Origin of the sequence: Pseudarthrobacter sp. NPDC058362, assembly GCF_042723515.1 — a bacterium.
Taxonomy (GTDB): domain Bacteria; phylum Actinomycetota; class Actinomycetes; order Actinomycetales; family Micrococcaceae; genus Arthrobacter.
Genome location: NZ_JBHXIW010000003.1, coordinates 414,179 through 430,150, shown reverse-complemented (window position 1 = coordinate 430,150; position 15,972 = coordinate 414,179). Strand labels below are relative to the sequence as shown.

Sequence of the window (15,972 nt, the reverse complement as noted above, 5' to 3'; positions counted from 1 at the left end):
CTCCTGGCTACGCGCCGGCCCGTTGGCCGGCGGGGTTAGAGAACAGATGAATAAGCGACGACGCCGCGCCGGATCAGTGCGATGGCGTCACCGCACAGCCGGGCCAAGCGGGGATCCAGGCCCGGGATCTTGGCCAGCTGGTCAAGGAGGTCCACCACCTGTTTTACCCAGCGGACGAAATCGCCGGCTGCCAGGTCCGTGCCGCTCAGCACGTCCTGGAGGTGGCGGCCGCGGGCCCACTTGTACACGGGCCACACCAGCCCTAGCTCGGGCTCCCCCGTGAGCGGAAGCTTGTTCTCCTCCTCCACGTCCTCCAGAGCAGACCATTCCCTCACCACGATGTCGACGGATGTTTCCAGTGAAACGCTCGGCATCCGCGGGCGCAAACCCCGGTCCTCGCGCTTGGCCTGGTAGACCAGGACGCTGGCAAGGGCGGCCACCTCGGCGGCATCGAGGTCATCGAATGCGCCCAGCCGGAGGGACTGCGAAATCAGCAGGTCTTTCTCGCCGTAGATCCGGCGCAGCCGCTGGCCGTCAGGGCTGATCACCAGCCCACCGTCGCCGGCCGGTGCCAGATACCCGTAGGCGGAGAGGACATCGCAGACCCGGTCGAAGGTCTTGGCGATGGTGTTGGTCCGGCCCTGGATCTGGCGGACCAGCCCGTCGGTCTCGCGCCGCAGTTTCCACCAACGCTCCGCCCAGCGGGCGTGGTCCTCCCGTTCGCTGCACCCGTGGCAGGGATGCGCCCTCAGGGCGCGGCGCAGCTCGGTGATCCGCTTTTCCTGGTTGGGCGATGCTGCCGCCCGGCCGAAGTCGTTGCTTCGGTTGTTCCCGGGCGACGGCGGCCTGTTTTCGCGGAGCGCGTTCCGTGCGGACGACGCAAGGTCCCTCCGGGATTTCGGCACTTTGGCGTTGAAGGCTTTGGGGATGCGGATGCGAGTCACCGGCGTGATGGGCCCTTCAAGGTCATCGGTACCGATCCTGCGCAGCTGGCTGTCCAGGGTAAGGATGGCTGGCCGCGGATCACGGCTGCCGTGGTCTGAGCTGAGCACCACGGCCGGTCCCGGCACCCGGCCACCGGGTACGTTGACGACGTCCCCGGGAAGCAGCCGCGCCAGCGAATCGGCACTAATGGACTTCTGTGCGCGGGACATGGACCGGGAGCCGGCATTTTCCGCGTCGGAGAGCTCCCGGCGAAGCCGGGCGTACTCGGTGAAATCCCCCAAGTGGCAGGTCATGGACTTGGCATAACCGGCCAGGGACTCCTCCCGGCTCCGCACCTGGCGGGCAAGTCCCACCACGGAACGGTCCGCCTGGAACTGGGCGAACGAGGACTCAAGGATCTCCCGCGCGCGGGCCCGGCCGAACTGAGCCAGGAGGTTGATGCTCATGTTGTACGTGGGGCGGAAGCTGGAGTTCAGCGGATACGTCCGCCGGGAGGCGAGCCCTGCCACCGCGGTGGGGTCGGTTCCCGGCTGCCAGAGGACCACGGCGTGGCCTTCGACGTCGATGCCCCGCCGCCCGGCGCGTCCCGTAAGCTGCGTGTACTCCCCCGCCGTGATGTCCACGTGGGATTCGCCGTTGAACTTGTCCAGCTTCTCCAGGACTACCGAGCGGGCGGGCATGTTGACTCCGAGGGCAAGCGTTTCCGTTGCGAAGACGGCCTTGACCAGGCCGTCGACGAAAAGCTTTTCCACGACTTCCTTGAACGTCGGCAGCATACCCGCGTGGTGGGCAGCAAATCCACGGAGTAGGCCGTCGCGCCAGCTCCAGAAACCCAGGACATCCAGATCATCGGAAGGAATCTCCAGGGCTGCCTCGTCCACCCGCTGGGCGATGATGCGCTGTTCCTTTTCGCTGGTCAGCCACAGGCCCGAGGCTACGCATTGCGCCACGGCAGCGTCGCAGCCGGCCCGGGAGAAGATGAACGTGATGGCGGGCAGCAGGTCCATCCGGTCCAGGCTGGCAATGACCTGCGGCCGGCTTGCCCGCCTCACGGCGGAGCCTTCCTGGCCGCGGGGGGCTGGCCGTTCGCTGCCGCGGCGGCCCCGCTGGTCCCGCCTGCCCGGCCTGCTCCGGAAACCCTGCTGGACCTCGCTGCGGGCTACAGCCAGGAGGTCCGGGTTGACGTCGAAGCCGCGGCTGGAGGGAAGTTCCCTGGCGGACCCGGTGCGCTCCTCGTCCAACGGCGGCGCGATTTCGTCGAAGGTGGTTTCGCCGGCGAACAGGTCCATGATCCGGCGGCCCACCATGACGTGCTGCCACAGCGGCACCGGGCGGTGTTCGGAGACGATGATGTCCGTATCTCCCCGCACGGTATCCAGCCAGGCGCCGAACTCCTCGGCGTTGGAGACGGTGGCGCTGAGTGAAACGACCTGCACCTCGCTGGGAAGGTGGATGATGACCTCTTCCCACACGGCGCCGCGGAACCGGTCCGCAAGGTAATGCACCTCGTCCATGACCACGTAGCCGAGGTCGAACAGTGTTTCGGAGTCCGCGTAGAGCATGTTGCGCAGGACCTCGGTGGTCATCACGACGACGGGCGCGTCCCCGTTGATGCTGGTATCGCCGGTGAGGAGCCCGACGTTTTCGGCACCGTATCTCTCGCCCAGTTCGCTGAACTTTTGGTTGCTAAGGGCTTTGATGGGCGTGGTGTAGAAGGCCTTGAGGCCGCGCTGCAGGGCAAGGTAGATGGCGAACTCGCCCACGATGGTCTTACCGGCCCCGGTGGGCGCAGCAACCAGGACGCCCCTGCCCTCCTGGAGGGAGCGGCATGCCTGCCGCTGGAAGTCATCGAGCTCAAAGTCCAGTGTCCGGATAAAGGAACCCAGGTAAGTGGCCGCCTCAGCCCTGCGCTCTGCGCTGGCACGGTATCTTTCGGCAGGTGACAGTTCTTCGGGATCGCTGGGACCGCCGGGCTGGGGCCCTGAAGAAAACGGCCCGGTGTTGGAGGACATACCCCAAGCCTACTGGGAGCTTAGAGGTTCTTAAGCTCGCTGCTTGGTGTGGCGATGTTGGCCGACGCTTCGGTTTCCTCGGCGCGTTTAGCCGTGCGCCGGTCCCGCCGTTTGTCGTTCATCAGGCACAGCACCACGGCCAGGAAGAACAACGCCAGCATGGGAATGGCAAGGTAGAACATGCTCATGGCATCCGCACCGGGAGCCGCCATTGCAGCGAACAGGCACACCAGGAACACCGTGATGCGCCAACTCTTCACCAGCTGGGCGCCGCGGAGCAGACCGGCCACGTTGAGCCCGAACAGGACGACGGGCAGGAGGAAAGCAATGCCGAAGGCCAGCATCAGGCGGGTCACGAACGACAGGTACACCTGTGCGGTGATGAAGTTCGACGCTCCGGCCGGGGTGAAGTCGGTCAGGACCCGCACCGCGTTGGGCAGCACCAGCCAGGCGAGCACCACGCCGCCGACGAACAGGGGAACGGCGGCCGCCACGAAGCCGAGTGCCATGCGGCGTTCCTTCTTGTGCAGACCAGGAACAATGAAGGCCCAGAGCTGGTATAGCCAGACCGGGCTGGCCAGTATGAGGCCCATGAACACGGAGATCTGGATCATGAGATCGAAGGAGCTCGCCACACCGTCGAAGTTCAGGCTCGCCAGCCGGCCTTCTTTTTCATTGAGATCCGTGATCGGCTTGATGAGGGCCGCAAGCATGGGCTGGTACAGGATGAATCCCGCAACCGTGCCGAGGATGACGCCGATGGCGGACTTAAACAGCCTGTTCCGCAGCTCCCGCAGGTGGTCCACCAGCGGCATGCGGCCTTCGGGGTTTGCCTGCCGCCCCATAGCTATGGCCACGTGGGGTGTCAGGCGCGGGACGAGGGCGGAACGTCAGTGCCGTCCACGGGACCGCCCGGGTTCGACTGAGGGTGGTTGACAACCCTGCCCTCTACCGGACCGGGACCGGTTTGCCCGGAGGTGTCCTCGGCCGTGCCCTCTTTCTTCATCTCACGGACTTCGGATTTGAAGATGCGCATGGACTGCCCCAGGCTGCGGGCCATTCCGGGCAGTTTGGGCGCTGCAAAGAGAACAAGCGCCAAAACGATGATGATGATCAGGTGCCAGCCTTCAAGCCTCATGTCTAAATCCTTTCGTCTGCATACATCCTACCTCTAGGTGAGGTCCAGATCTCCAAGCCGTTGGGGCTGGCCGCGGTCCGCTTTGCGCTGCACTCTGCGGCGGCGCCGTTGTTCGCTGCGGACGGCCTTGGATGCCTCGTAATCATGTCGCATTGCGGCAGGGGAGGCAAAAACGGCGGAACCGGGAAGAGCCAAGCGTGCATTGGCCGCCTTCGTCGCAGCGTCGCGGGCGGCAGAATCGAGTGGCCCCAGCCTGCCCAACTGCTCCCCTGCCGCGCCAAGGTCCGCCATAGTGGCCATGAACTGGCGGAACAGGCGGATGCCCAGCAGGACATAGAACAGCAGGGCCAGCGCCACGAGGGACACCCAGATCAATATCCACGACCACCAAGGCATGCTGAAAAGTCTAGCCTTCGTATTTGGCCAGCGCGTCCGCGAGCCAGTGCCGGGCCGCGTCGCCGAGCCCGGTTGGCGCGAGTATCCTGGCCGTTCCGCCGTGCTGGGCCACGAACATTGGCAGCCAGGCCGTGTTGCCGAAACGGATGTCCGCCACCATTCCGCCGTCCGGCAATTCCGCCACCCGCTCGGCGTAATAGTCCTCCGCGAGCCCCCTGCCCTGCCGGGTCAGCTGCACAGTGACCGTGGTGTCGCCGTCGTTCGGGGTGAAGAGCCTTTCCGGCACTCCCCCGGCGCCCGCGGCCGCGGCGGAAGCCCCGCGGCCATTCGGCACCAGTTCCTCTACCCGGTCCAGCCGAAAATTGCGGATGCCCTGGACCAGGTGGCAATACGCTTCGAAGTACCAGACATCATCCTGGGAATAGAGCCGGATCGGATCAACGTCGCGGACGGTCAGGCTGTCCCGCTGCGGTGAAAGGTAGGTCAGCCGCAGCTGGCGGCGTCCGGCGATGGCGTCGCGGACGGTGTCATGGACAGCCATGGCTGCCGGGGCGACCGTGGGGCCGGACAGTGCGGCAGCCCGGCGTCCCACGTCGCCGGCTGCCGCACTAAGCTTCAGTGCCACCGCTTCCAGCGCCCCTCCGTCGGCCACGCCCGGCAGGCCTCGCAGGGTCTCAACCCCCGTCAGCAGGGCGGACGCCTCCTCCGTTGTAAACCGCACTGGCCTGGTGAGGTCAAGGTCCTGGCTGATATAGACGCGCCCGTCCTCCCACTGGATATCCAGCAGGTCGTCCGGATAGCCGCCTGGAAGGCCGGAGCAGATAAGGATGTGGAGGTCGTTCTCCAGTTGCCGGCGGCTGATCCCGAAGTGGGCGGCGACCTCTTCGATGCGCAGGCCCTGGTTATGGACCAGGAACGGCACCAGCTGGAGCATCCGCTGCAGCTGGTCCTCTGAGGTTCCCTTGCGGGTGCCGCGGGGTCCGGTTCCCGGGAACTCGTACCGTGGTTTCGGCGCAGCGCTGAATTCCGATGCAGCGCGCAGGCGCCGCCGGACAGCCTCAACAAGCTCTTCAGGCTCAACCGCAACCGCATCAGGACCGTACGAAGCGATTTCTTCGGCGAGCACCTCAGGATCCCGGAACGGGAGGCGAAGAGTGTCGTAGCCGCCGTCGTCAGCTGCCCCATCTGCTGCGGGCGCAGTGCCGCCGCGCTGCTCAGCACGCCGGCGCAGAGCCAGCAGGCGGCCCTTCCTGACGCGTACGACGGCGGTGCGGAGCGGCAGTTCGGGCAGGCGGTCCAGCTCTTCGCGGATGTTGAAACCGGCGGGCGGGGAGTAGCTGTCCCTGTCCAGCGTAGTGACGGCGCTGGTGAAGCGGGACAGCCGGAAGTGCCTGACCGATTTGCGGGCGCGGTCGAATCCCATGAGGTACCACTGGCCGAACCGGCTGCCCAGGCCCCACGGCTCGACGGTACGGACCTCTTCCCTGCCGGTGCTTCCTGCCAGGTAGGTGAACGTCACGGGGTGCCGGGCGTGCATGGCGGCGACCAGGTCGTCGAACGCCTGGCCGGCGGGCTTGATGCGCGGTTGCACGCCTGCGGGAAGCTCGACGGCGGCCAGGCTTCCGGACGACTGAAGTTTCCGGACTGCGCTACGCGCGGCAGTGCCCAGCGCCGCGCGCTCCCAGAGCTGGGACGCCAGCAGGAGGACTGTCCATTCCTCGGGTCCAAACTGGACTTCCGGCAGCCGGTTGGATTCCTTGCCGATGCGGTAACGCGTGGTGGTGCTGTCGTCCTCTGCCCAGCCGGCGTCGGTCAGAGTCTCCACTTCGAAACCCATCCGGCGGAGGTCGTTTTTGTCCCGTTCGAACATCCGGGCAAAAGCCACGTCGTTGTCGGAGGTGTCGTGGTAGACCTTATCGCGCAGTTCGCTGCGGCCGAGGCCGTAGCGGGTGTTCAGGAGCGCTATCAGGAGGTTCAGGAGTCGTTCGGTACGCGATACGGGCACGGTCGCTACGTTACTAAACCCGGGCCCGGAACGCAGGAAGCGCGACAGCGCCGGGCGACGATGTCGCCTGGCGCTGTCGCGCTCTGCCGGACCGCAGGGGACTTTAGCGTACGCCCACCAGGTCCACCACGAAGATCAGGGCTTCGTTGGGAGCGATAGCTCCCCCGGCGCCACGGGAGCCGTAAGCCAGCTCGGACGGGATTTCCAGACGGCGGCGGCCGCCGACCTTCATGCCGAGGAGGCCCTGGTCCCAGCCTTGGATGACCTGGCCTACGCCCACGCGGAAGTCCAGCGGCGCGCCGCGGCCCCACGAGGCGTCAAACTCTTCGCCGGTGGACCAGGCAACGCCCACGTAGTGAGTGGACACAGTGTCTCCCGCTTTGGCTTCGCGACCGTCACCTTCAATCAGGTCGGTGATGACGAGCTCCGTGGGGACGTCGCCTTCCGGGAAATCGATCTCGGGCTTCTGGCGGTCGAATTCGCGCTGTCCAAATGACATGCTTGCTCCTTTTCCTGGTTCTGTGCTTCGGCATCGCGGCCAGAGGCCGCGCTTGTACCAGTCTTGCTACTTGGCGCCGAGGATGTCCACTACGAAGACCAGGTCTCCCTTTGCCTTGCCCTGGCCGGCGTCGCCGTATGCGAGGTCCTTGGGGACCACCAGCAGCACGCGCGACCCAACCGTCTTGCCGGCCAGTCCCTGGGTCCAGCCCTTGATGACCTGGTTCAGCGCGAAGGATGCCGGTTCGCCGCGGTCAAAGCTCGAATCGAACTTCTCACCGCCTTCGAGGTTCACGCCTACGTAGTTGACGGTCAGGGTGTCGGTGGCTTTGACCACGGCTCCCTTGCCCTTGATGAGGTCCTGCGCCACCAGCTTCTTGGGAACGGATGCACCTTTCACCGAAATCTCCGGGACCCCGTCCTTTTCGGTGACGGTGGGCAGGCCGGCCGGCGGGGTTACGGGTTCACCTTCAGGCTTTTCGAGGGCCGGGGCGACGTCCTTGGCCGAAAGGACCTTGATGACCAGCAGCTGCGTGGGCTGCGCCTGGGCGCCTTCCGCGCCGGCCTGGCCCGGAACCGCGAGGGCCAGGCTGGAGCCGACCTTGGCGCCGACAAAGGCGTTGTAGATGACGGCGCTTCCGGTCTTGAGCTCCTCGTTCAGCTCCAGCGGTTCCGGATCGTTCGGGAAGGTATCCTCCAGGGTGCTGCCGTCGGTACCGTTCAGCGCGAGGATGGAGATGTTCGCCACCTGGTTCGCCTTGAGGGTGTCACCGCTGCCTTCGGCCACCACCTTGACGGTGGGCTCTGTGACTTCCAGGGGCTTATCGAACTCGACGCCGGGGGCCTTCTTGTCCCCGTTGTCGGTCAGTTTGAGGGAGTCGAACTTTGCAGTCTCCCCGGCAGATTGGCTGCTGGGCTCCGGCTCGGATGCCGTACCGCTGCAGGCGGTGAGCATCAGCAGGCCGGGGAGAAGGATTGCTAGTAGTCGGCGCACGTAAAAAACTTTCGTCGGGGCAGGATGGATGCAACAGGTCCGCGGAAGGCGGACAGCGTCGCCACGGGCCGGCAAAACGGCCCTGTCCAGAATAGCCCCTCAAGCTGGGAGTCAGCCCATAGTCTCCAGGAGCGCATCCACGCGTTCATCCACGCTGCGGAAGGGATCCTTGCACAGGATGGTCTGGTGTGCCCGGTCGTTAAGCTTCAAGTGCACCCAGTCCACCGTGTAGTCCCGGCCCAGTTCCTGCGCACGGCGGACGAAGTCTCCACGGAGCTTGGCACGCGTGGTCTGGGGCGGGGCATCGACAGCGTCCTTGATGATGGTATCGTCGACGATCCGCCGTACAGCGCCCCGCGACTGCAGCAGGTAGTACAGGCCGCGTGAGCGGGAAATGTCGTGGTAGGTCAGGTCCAGCTGGGCAATGCGGGGTGCGTCAAGCCCGAGCCCATGGCGTTCCCGGTAGGAGTCCATCAGTTTCTTCTTGATGGCCCAGTCGATTTCGGTTTCGATGCCGCGGGTGTCGCCGGATTCAATCGCTTTCAAGGTCCGTTCCCACAGATCCAGGATCAGCGGCACGTGCGGATTGTGTGCGCCATGGTCGTGGACGAAGGCCGTGACTTTAGAGAGGTACTCCTGCTGGATTTCGAGGGCGGTCAGCTGCCGGCCGTTAGCGAGCCGGACGAGCGCCCTGCCGCTGAGGTCGTGGGAGATCTCGCGGATGCTCCGGATAGGGTTTTCCATCCGCATGTCCCGCATGATGACACCGGCCTCGATCATGCGCAGCACCAGGTCCACGGTGCCCACCTTCATGAGGGCCGTGGTTTCGGACATGTTGGAGTCGCCAACGATAACGTGCAGGCGGCGGTAAAACTCAGCGTCCGCATGCGGTTCGTCCCGGGTGTTGATGATCGGGCGCGACCGGGTGGTGGCTGAGGATACGCCCTCCCAGATGTGGTCTGCGCGCTGGGAGAAGGCATAGGTGGCGCCGTGCGGGGTCTTGAGGATTTTGCCGGCCCCGGCAATGAGCTGGCGGGTCACCAGGAACGGAATCAGGATTTCGGCGAGCCTGGAAAACTCGCCGCGCCTCGGGATCAAGTAGTTCTCATGGCTGCCGTACGAGTTGCCGGCCGAATCCGTGTTGTTCTTGAAGAGGTAGACGGTGCCGTTGAAACCCTCGGCCGCCAAGCGGGCCTGGGCCTCGTCCACGAGGTCGTCCAGGATGAGTTCGCCGGCCCGGTCGTGGGCAATCAGCTGGGCGAGGTCGTCGCATTCCGCCGTCGCGTATTCAGGGTGCGAGCCGACATCCAAGTAGAGTCGCGAGCCGTTGGTGAGGAAGACGTTGGACGAACGCCCCCAGCTGACCACCTTGCGGAAGAGATAACGCGCCACTTCCTCAGGGGCGAGGGGCCGGGAATCCGGGCTGGAATAGGAGATTCCGAACTCGGTTTCGATGCCAAAAATCCGCTTGTCCATCAGTCCTCCCGGTCCAGCAGTGCCGTCATGTCCGCGTCGTTGAGCCGCCGGAACGCGCGCCGGGTGCCCCGGGCCGTTTCCGAGAGCCTGTCCAGGACGGCAACCTCAAGGGCACGGGACGGGACAGGGGCCGTAGGCTCTTCGGACTCCGTGGCCACGGCCAGGCCGGACATAGCCAGACGAACAGCGCCGGCAAAGTTCAGGGATGCCTGCCAGCCGCCCTCGATGGCGGCGGAAACCTTCTCGGCCTGGCCGCCCATCACCACAAAGCTGTGTTCGTCGGCAATGGAACCGTCAAAGGTCAGCCGGTAGAGGTGGTCCTCGGCCTGGGTCCGGCCTACCTCAGCGACCGCAAGCTCCACTTCGAAAGGTTTCTGCTCGGCGGTGAAGACGGCGCCCAGGCTTTGGGCGTAGACGCTGGCCAGGCCGCGCGCGGTGACATCCTCGCGGTCATAGGAGTAGCCGCGGACGTCGGCGTAGCGGACGCCGGCCTGGCGCAGGCTCTCGAATTCGTTGTACTTTCCCACCGCAGCGAAAGCGATCTTGTCATAAATCTCGCCGATCTTATGCAGGGACGGGGAAGGATTCTCCGCCACAAGCGCAATTCCGTCGGCGCAGCTGATGACCACCACAGACCGGCCGCGGGCGATTCCCTTCCGGGCAAAATCGGCCCGGTCCTTCATCAGCTGCTCGGGAGAAACGTAGAACTGCTGCGTCATCCTAGGCCTCCCGTCCGGCGATGGTCCGTACTTCGATCACATGCCGTGCCGCCGCGGCAAGCCGATCCTCGGGTACACGCCGAGCGCCGGTGGCATCAACGGTGTACACCACGGGCCAGAGCTGGCGGACGGTGTCCGGACCGCCCGTGGCCGAATCGTCGTCGGCCGCGTCGAAGAGGGACTCCACCGCTATGGCCACTGCTTCCTCTTCGCTGAGGTTGGGCCGCCACAGTTTCTTCAGGGCGCCGCGGGCGAAGACGGAACCGGATCCCACCGTATGATGCTCGTGTTCCTCATAGCGGCCCCCGGTGACGTCGTAGGAGAACAGCCGCCCGACGCCCGCGCCGGTGTCGAAGCCGGCAAAAAGCGGTACAACAGCGAGGCCTTGCAGGGCCATGGGCAGGTTCCCGCGGATCATGGCGCCCAGCCTGTTCGCTTTACCCTCGAGGCTGAGCTGGGTGCCCTCAATTTTTTCGTAGTGCTCCAGCTCCACCTGGAAGAGGCGGGTCAGGTCGATGGCGATGCCGGCAGTTCCCGCGATGCCCAGGACAGAATAGTGGTCTGCGGGAAACACCTTCTCAATGTGCCTGCTGGCAATGATGTTGCCCATGGTAGCGCGCCGGTCCCCCGCCATCAGCACGCCGCCGCCGTAGCTCATGGCCACGATGGTGGTGGCATGAGGCGCCTGCAGAGCTGCGGCCGGAGTCCCATGCTGGATGTTCCGGTTGTACGGCAGAAGATCGGGGCGGTCCCGCTGCAGGTGTTCAGTGAAGGACGAGGTGGCGTTCGCAGCTACCTGGTTGGCGGTTGATTCCTGCACTCATGCACTCCTAGAACGTGGTGGTTCAACTCAGGGTCGGTCCAGTCCCCGGCAGGATGCGGCTTCCGCCACCTCCGGGTTACCTTCTACTGGCCGCCCTTTTGGACGAACGCCCGCACGAATTCTTCGGCGTTGGACTCCAGGACACCATCGATTTCGTCGAGGAGGTCATCCACGCCTTCCGTCGACGCCGAGGCCTGAGCCTCGGGCGGAGCGGGAGGGGCGTCAGGGAGCTCCTCTTCCACCTGGCTGTCCCGCGGTTGCGGCTGCTGCTGCTCCTGACCTGCCATTTCTATCCTCTTTCCTTCCCTGCCGGGCCCTGTGGATCCGGCGATAAGCCCATCCTGCCACGGTGCCGCCGCTGCGGAGCGGTTTACGCCGCAGGCGGAGAAGTTTTGTGTCCCAGCAGTTCCGCAAGGAACGGGCCGGCTTCCCGGTGGCGTTGGAATAACGGGCCGGTCAGTGCTTTGGTTCCCCGCAGCGGCTCCCTGGTGGGTACGCGCTGAAGGCGTCCGGACCCCGGCACGTCGAAGATGACCGAATCCCAACTCGCGCCCACCACGTTCTTGCCGAAGCTGCTCACACACTTGCCCCGGAAAAAGGCACGCGTATCCTGCGGCGGCTCGGACACCGCCGCTGCGATGCCGGCGTCGTCCACAATTCTGTGCATGCGGCCCCGGGCCAGGAACCGATAGTAGAGGCCCTTCTCGGGCCTTAGGTCCGCCCACTGGAGATCCACCAGTCCGAGCCGGGCGTCATCCCAAGCCAGTCCGTCCCGGTCGCGGTAGCCGTTGAGGAGGGAAAGCTTGGCCACCCATTCCACCGAGCCGGCTGCAGCCGGACGGTCCGTGTCCAGCTGGGTGAGGACTGTGGCCCAACGCTCCAGGACCTCATGGGTGTGGCCGTCACCGTAAGCGGCATCGCCCACTCCGGTGTCCTGGGCGAGTTTCGCTGCTGCCTCGTGGTACATCCACTGGAGATCCAGCGCGGTGACGCGCCGGCCGTCCAAGAGGCGGACTTTTGTGGTGAGCGACGTGTCATGGCTGACCGCCTGGAGTGCCGCGACCGGTTCGTGGACCTCGATCCGGGGGGCGAGCCCTGCCTCGATCAGGCTAAGTACCATGGCGGTGGTGCCAAATTTGAGGTAGTTGGACACCTGGCTCAGGTTGGCGTCGCCGATGATCACGTGCAACCGCCGGTACTTGTCCGCGGTGGCGTGCGGTTCGTCACGGGTGTTGATGATGGGCCTGCGGATGGTAGTTTCAAGCCCGACTTCCGCTTCGAAGAAGTCTGCCCGCTGGCTGATCTGATAGCCGGGGGCGGAACTGTCCTGGCCTATGCCCACTCTGCCGGATCCGCAGATGACCTGCCGGCTGACGAAGAACGGGGTCAGGCCGCGCACAATCTCGCCGAAAGGCACCGAACGGGGCATCAGGTAGTTCTCGTGCGATCCGTAGGAGACCGACTTGTTGTCCGTGTTGTTCTTGTAAAGATTCACGGGTGGCAGGTCCGGGTCTGCAGCCAGCCGGCGCACCGCCGCGAGCCCCACGAGGTCCCCCGCGGCATCCCAGGCAACGGCGTCGCGGGGATTCGTGACCTCGGGACTGGAATATTCAGGATGGGCGTGGTCGACGTAGAGGCGTGCCCCGTTGCCCAAAACCATATTCATCAGCAGCGTCCCGGACTCGTCCTCCCCGTCGAGTTCCAGGTCCTCCGCGCCGTAGGCGAGGGCCACGGCTTCGGCGTCAAGCACCGGTGGCTGGTCCGTCAGCTGGCTGGGATGGGCGGCAGACCTCTCCAGGGTCCAGCCGCGGGCATCATGGAGGGGTTCCTCGTCCGTATAGTCCCAGCGGGTCTCCGCTCCCCCGGCAGCACGCTGGCGGGTTACCTGGGCGTAGGCCTGGACCACCCGGGCGCTCATCATGGTGGCGTTGGCAGATGGTGCCGACGGTGCGTGGATGCCATACTCGGTCTCGGCCCCCATCACGCGCATGGCGCCGCCGGCGGGAAGGGCCTCCCCGCCGGCGGGCTCCACCGCAGGCGTCACAGATACTGTCCGGTAGTCGGCATCGTCTCAATGGACTTGCCGGGCTCCTGGCCCGCCTTGCCCTGGACGATGGTTCGGATATAAGTGATCCGTTCGCCCTTCTTACCGGAAATCCTGGCCCAGTCGTCCGGGTTCGTGGTGTTCGGCATGTCCTCATGCTCGCGGAACTCATCAACGACGGCCCGCAGCAGGTGCTCGATTCGCAGGCCCTTCTGGTTGGTAGTGAGCAGGTCCTTGATGGCGTATTTCTTGGCCCGGTCCACCACGTTCTGGACCACGGCACCCGAGTTGAAATCCTTGAAGTACAGCATCTCAGTGTCCCCGTTGGCGTAGGTGACCTCCAGGAACTCATTGGACTTGTCCGTGGAGTACATAGCCTCTACCGTGCGCTGGACCATGGCGTCAACTGTCGCCTGGACATCCCCGTGATGCTCGGCCAGGTCCGACTCATGGAACGGGAGGTCCGTGGTGATGTATTTGTTGAAGATGTCGGCGGCAGCCTCCGCGTCCGGTCGCTGGATCTTGACCTTCACGTCCAGGCGGCCGGGCCGCAGGATGGCGGGATCGATCATGTCCTCCCGGTTGGACGCACCAATCACGATGACGTTGTCCAGCCGCTCCACGCCGTCGATCTCGCTCAGGAGCTGGGGAACGATGGTGGTCTCGACGTCGGACGAGATGCCCGTGCCCCGCGTCCGGAACAGGGAGTCCATTTCGTCGAAGAACACCACGACGGGGCTGCCGTCGGATGCCTTCTCGCGGGCACGGGCGAAAATCAGCCGGATGTGGCGTTCCGTCTCGCCCACGTACTTGTCCAGCAGCTCCGGGCCCTTGATGTTCAGGAAGTAGCTCTTCAGGTCCACGTTCCCGGACCGTTCCGCGGCGCGGGCGGCGAGTGAGTTGGCCACTGCCTTGGCGATCAGCGTCTTGCCGCAGCCCGGCGGCCCGTACAGCAGGATGCCCTTAGGCGCCTTGAGGCCGTGCTCACGGTAGAGGCCGGGGTGCAGGAACGGCAGCTCCACAGCGTCCCGGATCTGTTCTATCTGCGGGCCCAGGCCGCCAATGTCCTCGTACGTAATGTCCGGGACTTCCTCCAGCACCAGGTTCTCGACTTCCGAACGGGGCACCTTTTCCAAGGCATACCCTGTGCGGGAATCGACCGAAAGCGCATCCCCCACCCGCAGCTGTTCGGCCATGAGGGCGCCGGAGAGACGCACGACGCGTTCCTCATCGGCCCTGCCCACCACCAGCGCGCGGTCCCGTCCGAGCATCTCCTTCAGCGTGGCCAGCTCGCCGGCACGTTCGTAGCCGAGACCCGCCACGATGAGGAGTGCCTCGTTCAACAGCACTTCCTGACCCACTGAGAGCTGGTTCATGTTGACCAGCGGGCTGATGCCCACACGCATCTTCCGTCCAGCGTTGAAGATGTCGACAGACTCCTCAGTGGCTGCCTGGCCGCTGGCACCCGGTGACGGCTGCCGCCGCGGGTTCAGCTGCAGGATGGTGCCGAAGCTGTAGGGCGGCTGCCCCTCCTGGTCCAGGGCGTTCTTGAGCCGGAGGATCTCCGCCTTCGCCGTCTCCAGCATGGTGACCAGCTTGGAGTTGTTCTGCGTTGCCGCCGCCAACTGGCGGTCGATGTGCCTGAGCTTGTCCCGGAGGATATTGATCTGCCGGTCGGCGACCGAGAGCTCATTGGCGGCAGACTCATGTGCCGGTGTAGGTCCGGAGTCCTGGTTCGGCGTCTCCATGATGTATCAGCCCCTTCCTGCGGTTCTCTTTAAGACATTAGTCCCAAGATGGCCGGCAGGACGGGTGACTCCCGAAATGTGGACTAGTTCGTAATCTCGGGTGCGTCCTTGACGTTGGTCCCGGCAATGGCGTCCCGGGCTGCGCGGCGCAGTTTCTTGTCCGAGACGGCACGCTCCCCCACGGCCCCGGGCGTCCAGGCGTTGACGTCCTCTTCGTTGAACTCCGTCTTGGAGGGCCTGCGCTTCACGGAAATGCCCGTGACGCCGTCGGCCAGCCGTCGGGTCACCAGCAGGAAGCCCGTGTGGGCCACCATGCGGTGGTCGGGACGGACGGCCAGTCCCTCCAGGTGCCAGCCGCGAACCATTGACTCCCAGGCGTCCGGTTCAGTGAAGCGGCCGTCGGCGCGGATTGCCTCAGCGGTGCGCGAAAGCTGGGTAACAGTTGCCACGTAGTTGATCCAGACCCCGCCGGGAGCCAGCACGGTTGCCACGGCGTCCAGGCATTCCCAGGGTGCCAGCATGTCCAGGACCACGCGGTCCACTGAACCGGGTGCTTCGCTGCGGACCACTTCCTCCTGGAAGTCGCCCAGCGATACCTGCCAGGCAGGGTGCGGCCCGCCGAAGATGGTTTCCACGTTGCCCCGGGCGATGTCAGCAAACTCTTCCCGGCGCTCAAAGGAATGGAGATAACCGTTGTCCCCTACGGCCCGCAGCAGGGAAATGGAGAGAGCGCCGGAGCCGACGCCCGCCTCCACGACGCGCGCGCCGGGAAAGATGTCCGCCATCGTGACAATCTGGCCGGCGTCCTTCGGGTAGACGACGGCGGCGCCGCGCGGCATGGACAGCACAAAATCGGACAGCAGCGGACGCAGGGTCTGATACTGCTGGCCCACGTTGTTGACCACCACGGAGCCGTCCACTTTGCCAATGATGTCGTCGTGGTTCAGGAAACCGCGGTGGGTGTGGAACGCTCCGCCACGTTCCAGCGTGATGGTGTTCATCCGGCCGCGCTCATCGGTCAACTGGACACGCTCACCTTCCCGGAAGGGGCCACGGCGGCGGGCAGCCCCCACCGGCTGCGAGGCGCCGCCGGCAGCACCGGCCCGGGCTGCTCCGTGGGCGTCGTTGACGGCAGTTTCGCTGCTCATGATGTTCCTCGCTCCTATAAACCTTT

General features: G+C 65.3%; 14 protein-coding genes. All 14 read right to left on the bottom strand.

The features are described 5' to 3' along the window. Nucleotides 1–35: 35 nt before the first annotated feature. On the bottom strand, nt 36–2,957 hold the full coding sequence (locus ACFWIX_RS09555; RefSeq protein ID WP_377215879.1) for a DEAD/DEAH box helicase: 2,922 nt from the start codon (nt 2,955–2,957) through the stop codon (nt 36–38). A 20-nt stretch (nt 2,958–2,977) separates the two neighbouring features. Continuing rightward, nucleotides 2,978–3,772, bottom strand: coding sequence for a twin-arginine translocase subunit TatC (gene tatC / locus ACFWIX_RS09550; protein WP_377215915.1), 795 nt, complete (start codon nt 3,770–3,772; stop codon nt 2,978–2,980). A gap of 50 nt (nt 3,773–3,822) precedes the next feature. Then, nucleotides 3,823–4,095: a Sec-independent protein translocase subunit TatA gene (gene tatA / locus ACFWIX_RS09545; RefSeq protein ID WP_377215878.1), complete on the bottom strand. Its 273-nt coding sequence runs from the start codon at nt 4,093–4,095 to the stop codon at nt 3,823–3,825. 33 nt (nt 4,096–4,128) lie between these two features. Next, nucleotides 4,129–4,491 (bottom strand): hypothetical protein, encoded by a 363-nt coding sequence (locus ACFWIX_RS09540; RefSeq protein WP_377215877.1) that lies wholly within the window; start codon nt 4,489–4,491, stop codon nt 4,129–4,131. Between the two features lie 10 nt (nt 4,492–4,501). Beyond that, entirely contained in the window at nt 4,502–6,496 is a 1,995-nt protein-coding gene (locus ACFWIX_RS09535; protein WP_377215876.1) for a helix-turn-helix transcriptional regulator, read from the bottom strand. A 103-nt stretch (nt 6,497–6,599) separates the two neighbouring features. Then, nucleotides 6,600–6,995, bottom strand: a complete 396-nt coding sequence (locus ACFWIX_RS09530; protein WP_066275847.1) for an FKBP-type peptidyl-prolyl cis-trans isomerase — start codon at nt 6,993–6,995, stop codon at nt 6,600–6,602. Between the two features lie 66 nt (nt 6,996–7,061). Then, complete coding sequence (locus ACFWIX_RS09525; RefSeq protein ID WP_377215875.1) at nt 7,062–7,988, bottom strand: FKBP-type peptidyl-prolyl cis-trans isomerase; 927 nt, start codon at nt 7,986–7,988, stop codon at nt 7,062–7,064. A gap of 111 nt (nt 7,989–8,099) precedes the next feature. Then, complete coding sequence (gene pafA / locus ACFWIX_RS09520; protein WP_377215874.1) at nt 8,100–9,464, bottom strand: Pup--protein ligase; 1,365 nt, start codon at nt 9,462–9,464, stop codon at nt 8,100–8,102. Continuing rightward, nucleotides 9,464–10,183, bottom strand: coding sequence for a proteasome subunit alpha (gene prcA, locus ACFWIX_RS09515; RefSeq protein ID WP_377215873.1), 720 nt, complete (start codon nt 10,181–10,183; stop codon nt 9,464–9,466). The genes pafA and prcA overlap by 1 nt, the downstream gene beginning before the upstream one ends. A gap of 1 nt (nt 10,184) precedes the next feature. Next, the gene (gene prcB / locus ACFWIX_RS09510) at nt 10,185–11,003 is read right to left on the bottom strand and encodes a proteasome subunit beta (protein WP_377215872.1); all 819 of its coding nucleotides are present in this window, start codon (nt 11,001–11,003) and stop codon (nt 10,185–10,187) included. An 86-nt stretch (nt 11,004–11,089) separates the two neighbouring features. Further along, the gene (locus ACFWIX_RS09505) at nt 11,090–11,293 is read right to left on the bottom strand and encodes a ubiquitin-like protein Pup (protein WP_377215871.1); all 204 of its coding nucleotides are present in this window, start codon (nt 11,291–11,293) and stop codon (nt 11,090–11,092) included. 83 nt (nt 11,294–11,376) lie between these two features. Then, nucleotides 11,377–12,996, bottom strand: a complete 1,620-nt coding sequence (dop, locus tag ACFWIX_RS09500; RefSeq protein ID WP_377215914.1) for a depupylase/deamidase Dop — start codon at nt 12,994–12,996, stop codon at nt 11,377–11,379. A 50-nt stretch (nt 12,997–13,046) separates the two neighbouring features. Then, on the bottom strand, nt 13,047–14,798 hold the full coding sequence (gene arc / locus ACFWIX_RS09495) for a proteasome ATPase (protein WP_377215870.1): 1,752 nt from the start codon (nt 14,796–14,798) through the stop codon (nt 13,047–13,049). Between the two features lie 83 nt (nt 14,799–14,881). Beyond that, a complete protein-coding gene (locus ACFWIX_RS09490) occupies nt 14,882–15,946 on the bottom strand; it encodes a tRNA (adenine-N1)-methyltransferase (protein ID WP_377215869.1) in 1,065 nt (354 codons plus the stop codon). Nucleotides 15,947–15,972: the final 26 nt, after the last annotated feature.

Coding starts and splice junctions, on each gene's coding strand:
- ACFWIX_RS09555 (WP_377215879.1), bottom strand. CDS start 2,957: ATGTCCTCCAACACCGGGCCGTTTTCTTCAGGGCCCCAGCCCGGCGGT.
- tatC (WP_377215915.1), bottom strand. CDS start 3,772: ATGCCGCTGGTGGACCACCTGCGGGAGCTGCGGAACAGGCTGTTTAAG.
- tatA (WP_377215878.1), bottom strand. CDS start 4,095: ATGAGGCTTGAAGGCTGGCACCTGATCATCATCATCGTTTTGGCGCTT.
- ACFWIX_RS09540 (WP_377215877.1), bottom strand. CDS start 4,491: ATGCCTTGGTGGTCGTGGATATTGATCTGGGTGTCCCTCGTGGCGCTG.
- ACFWIX_RS09530 (WP_066275847.1), bottom strand. CDS start 6,995: ATGTCATTTGGACAGCGCGAATTCGACCGCCAGAAGCCCGAGATCGAT.
- pafA (WP_377215874.1), bottom strand. CDS start 9,464: ATGGACAAGCGGATTTTTGGCATCGAAACCGAGTTCGGAATCTCCTAT.
- prcA (WP_377215873.1), bottom strand. CDS start 10,183: ATGACGCAGCAGTTCTACGTTTCTCCCGAGCAGCTGATGAAGGACCGG.
- ACFWIX_RS09505 (WP_377215871.1), bottom strand. CDS start 11,293: ATGGCAGGTCAGGAGCAGCAGCAGCCGCAACCGCGGGACAGCCAGGTG.
- dop (WP_377215914.1), bottom strand. CDS start 12,996: ATGCGCGTGATGGGGGCCGAGACCGAGTATGGCATCCACGCACCGTCG.
- arc (WP_377215870.1), bottom strand. CDS start 14,798: ATGGAGACGCCGAACCAGGACTCCGGACCTACACCGGCACATGAGTCT.
- ACFWIX_RS09490 (WP_377215869.1), bottom strand. CDS start 15,946: ATGAGCAGCGAAACTGCCGTCAACGACGCCCACGGAGCAGCCCGGGCC.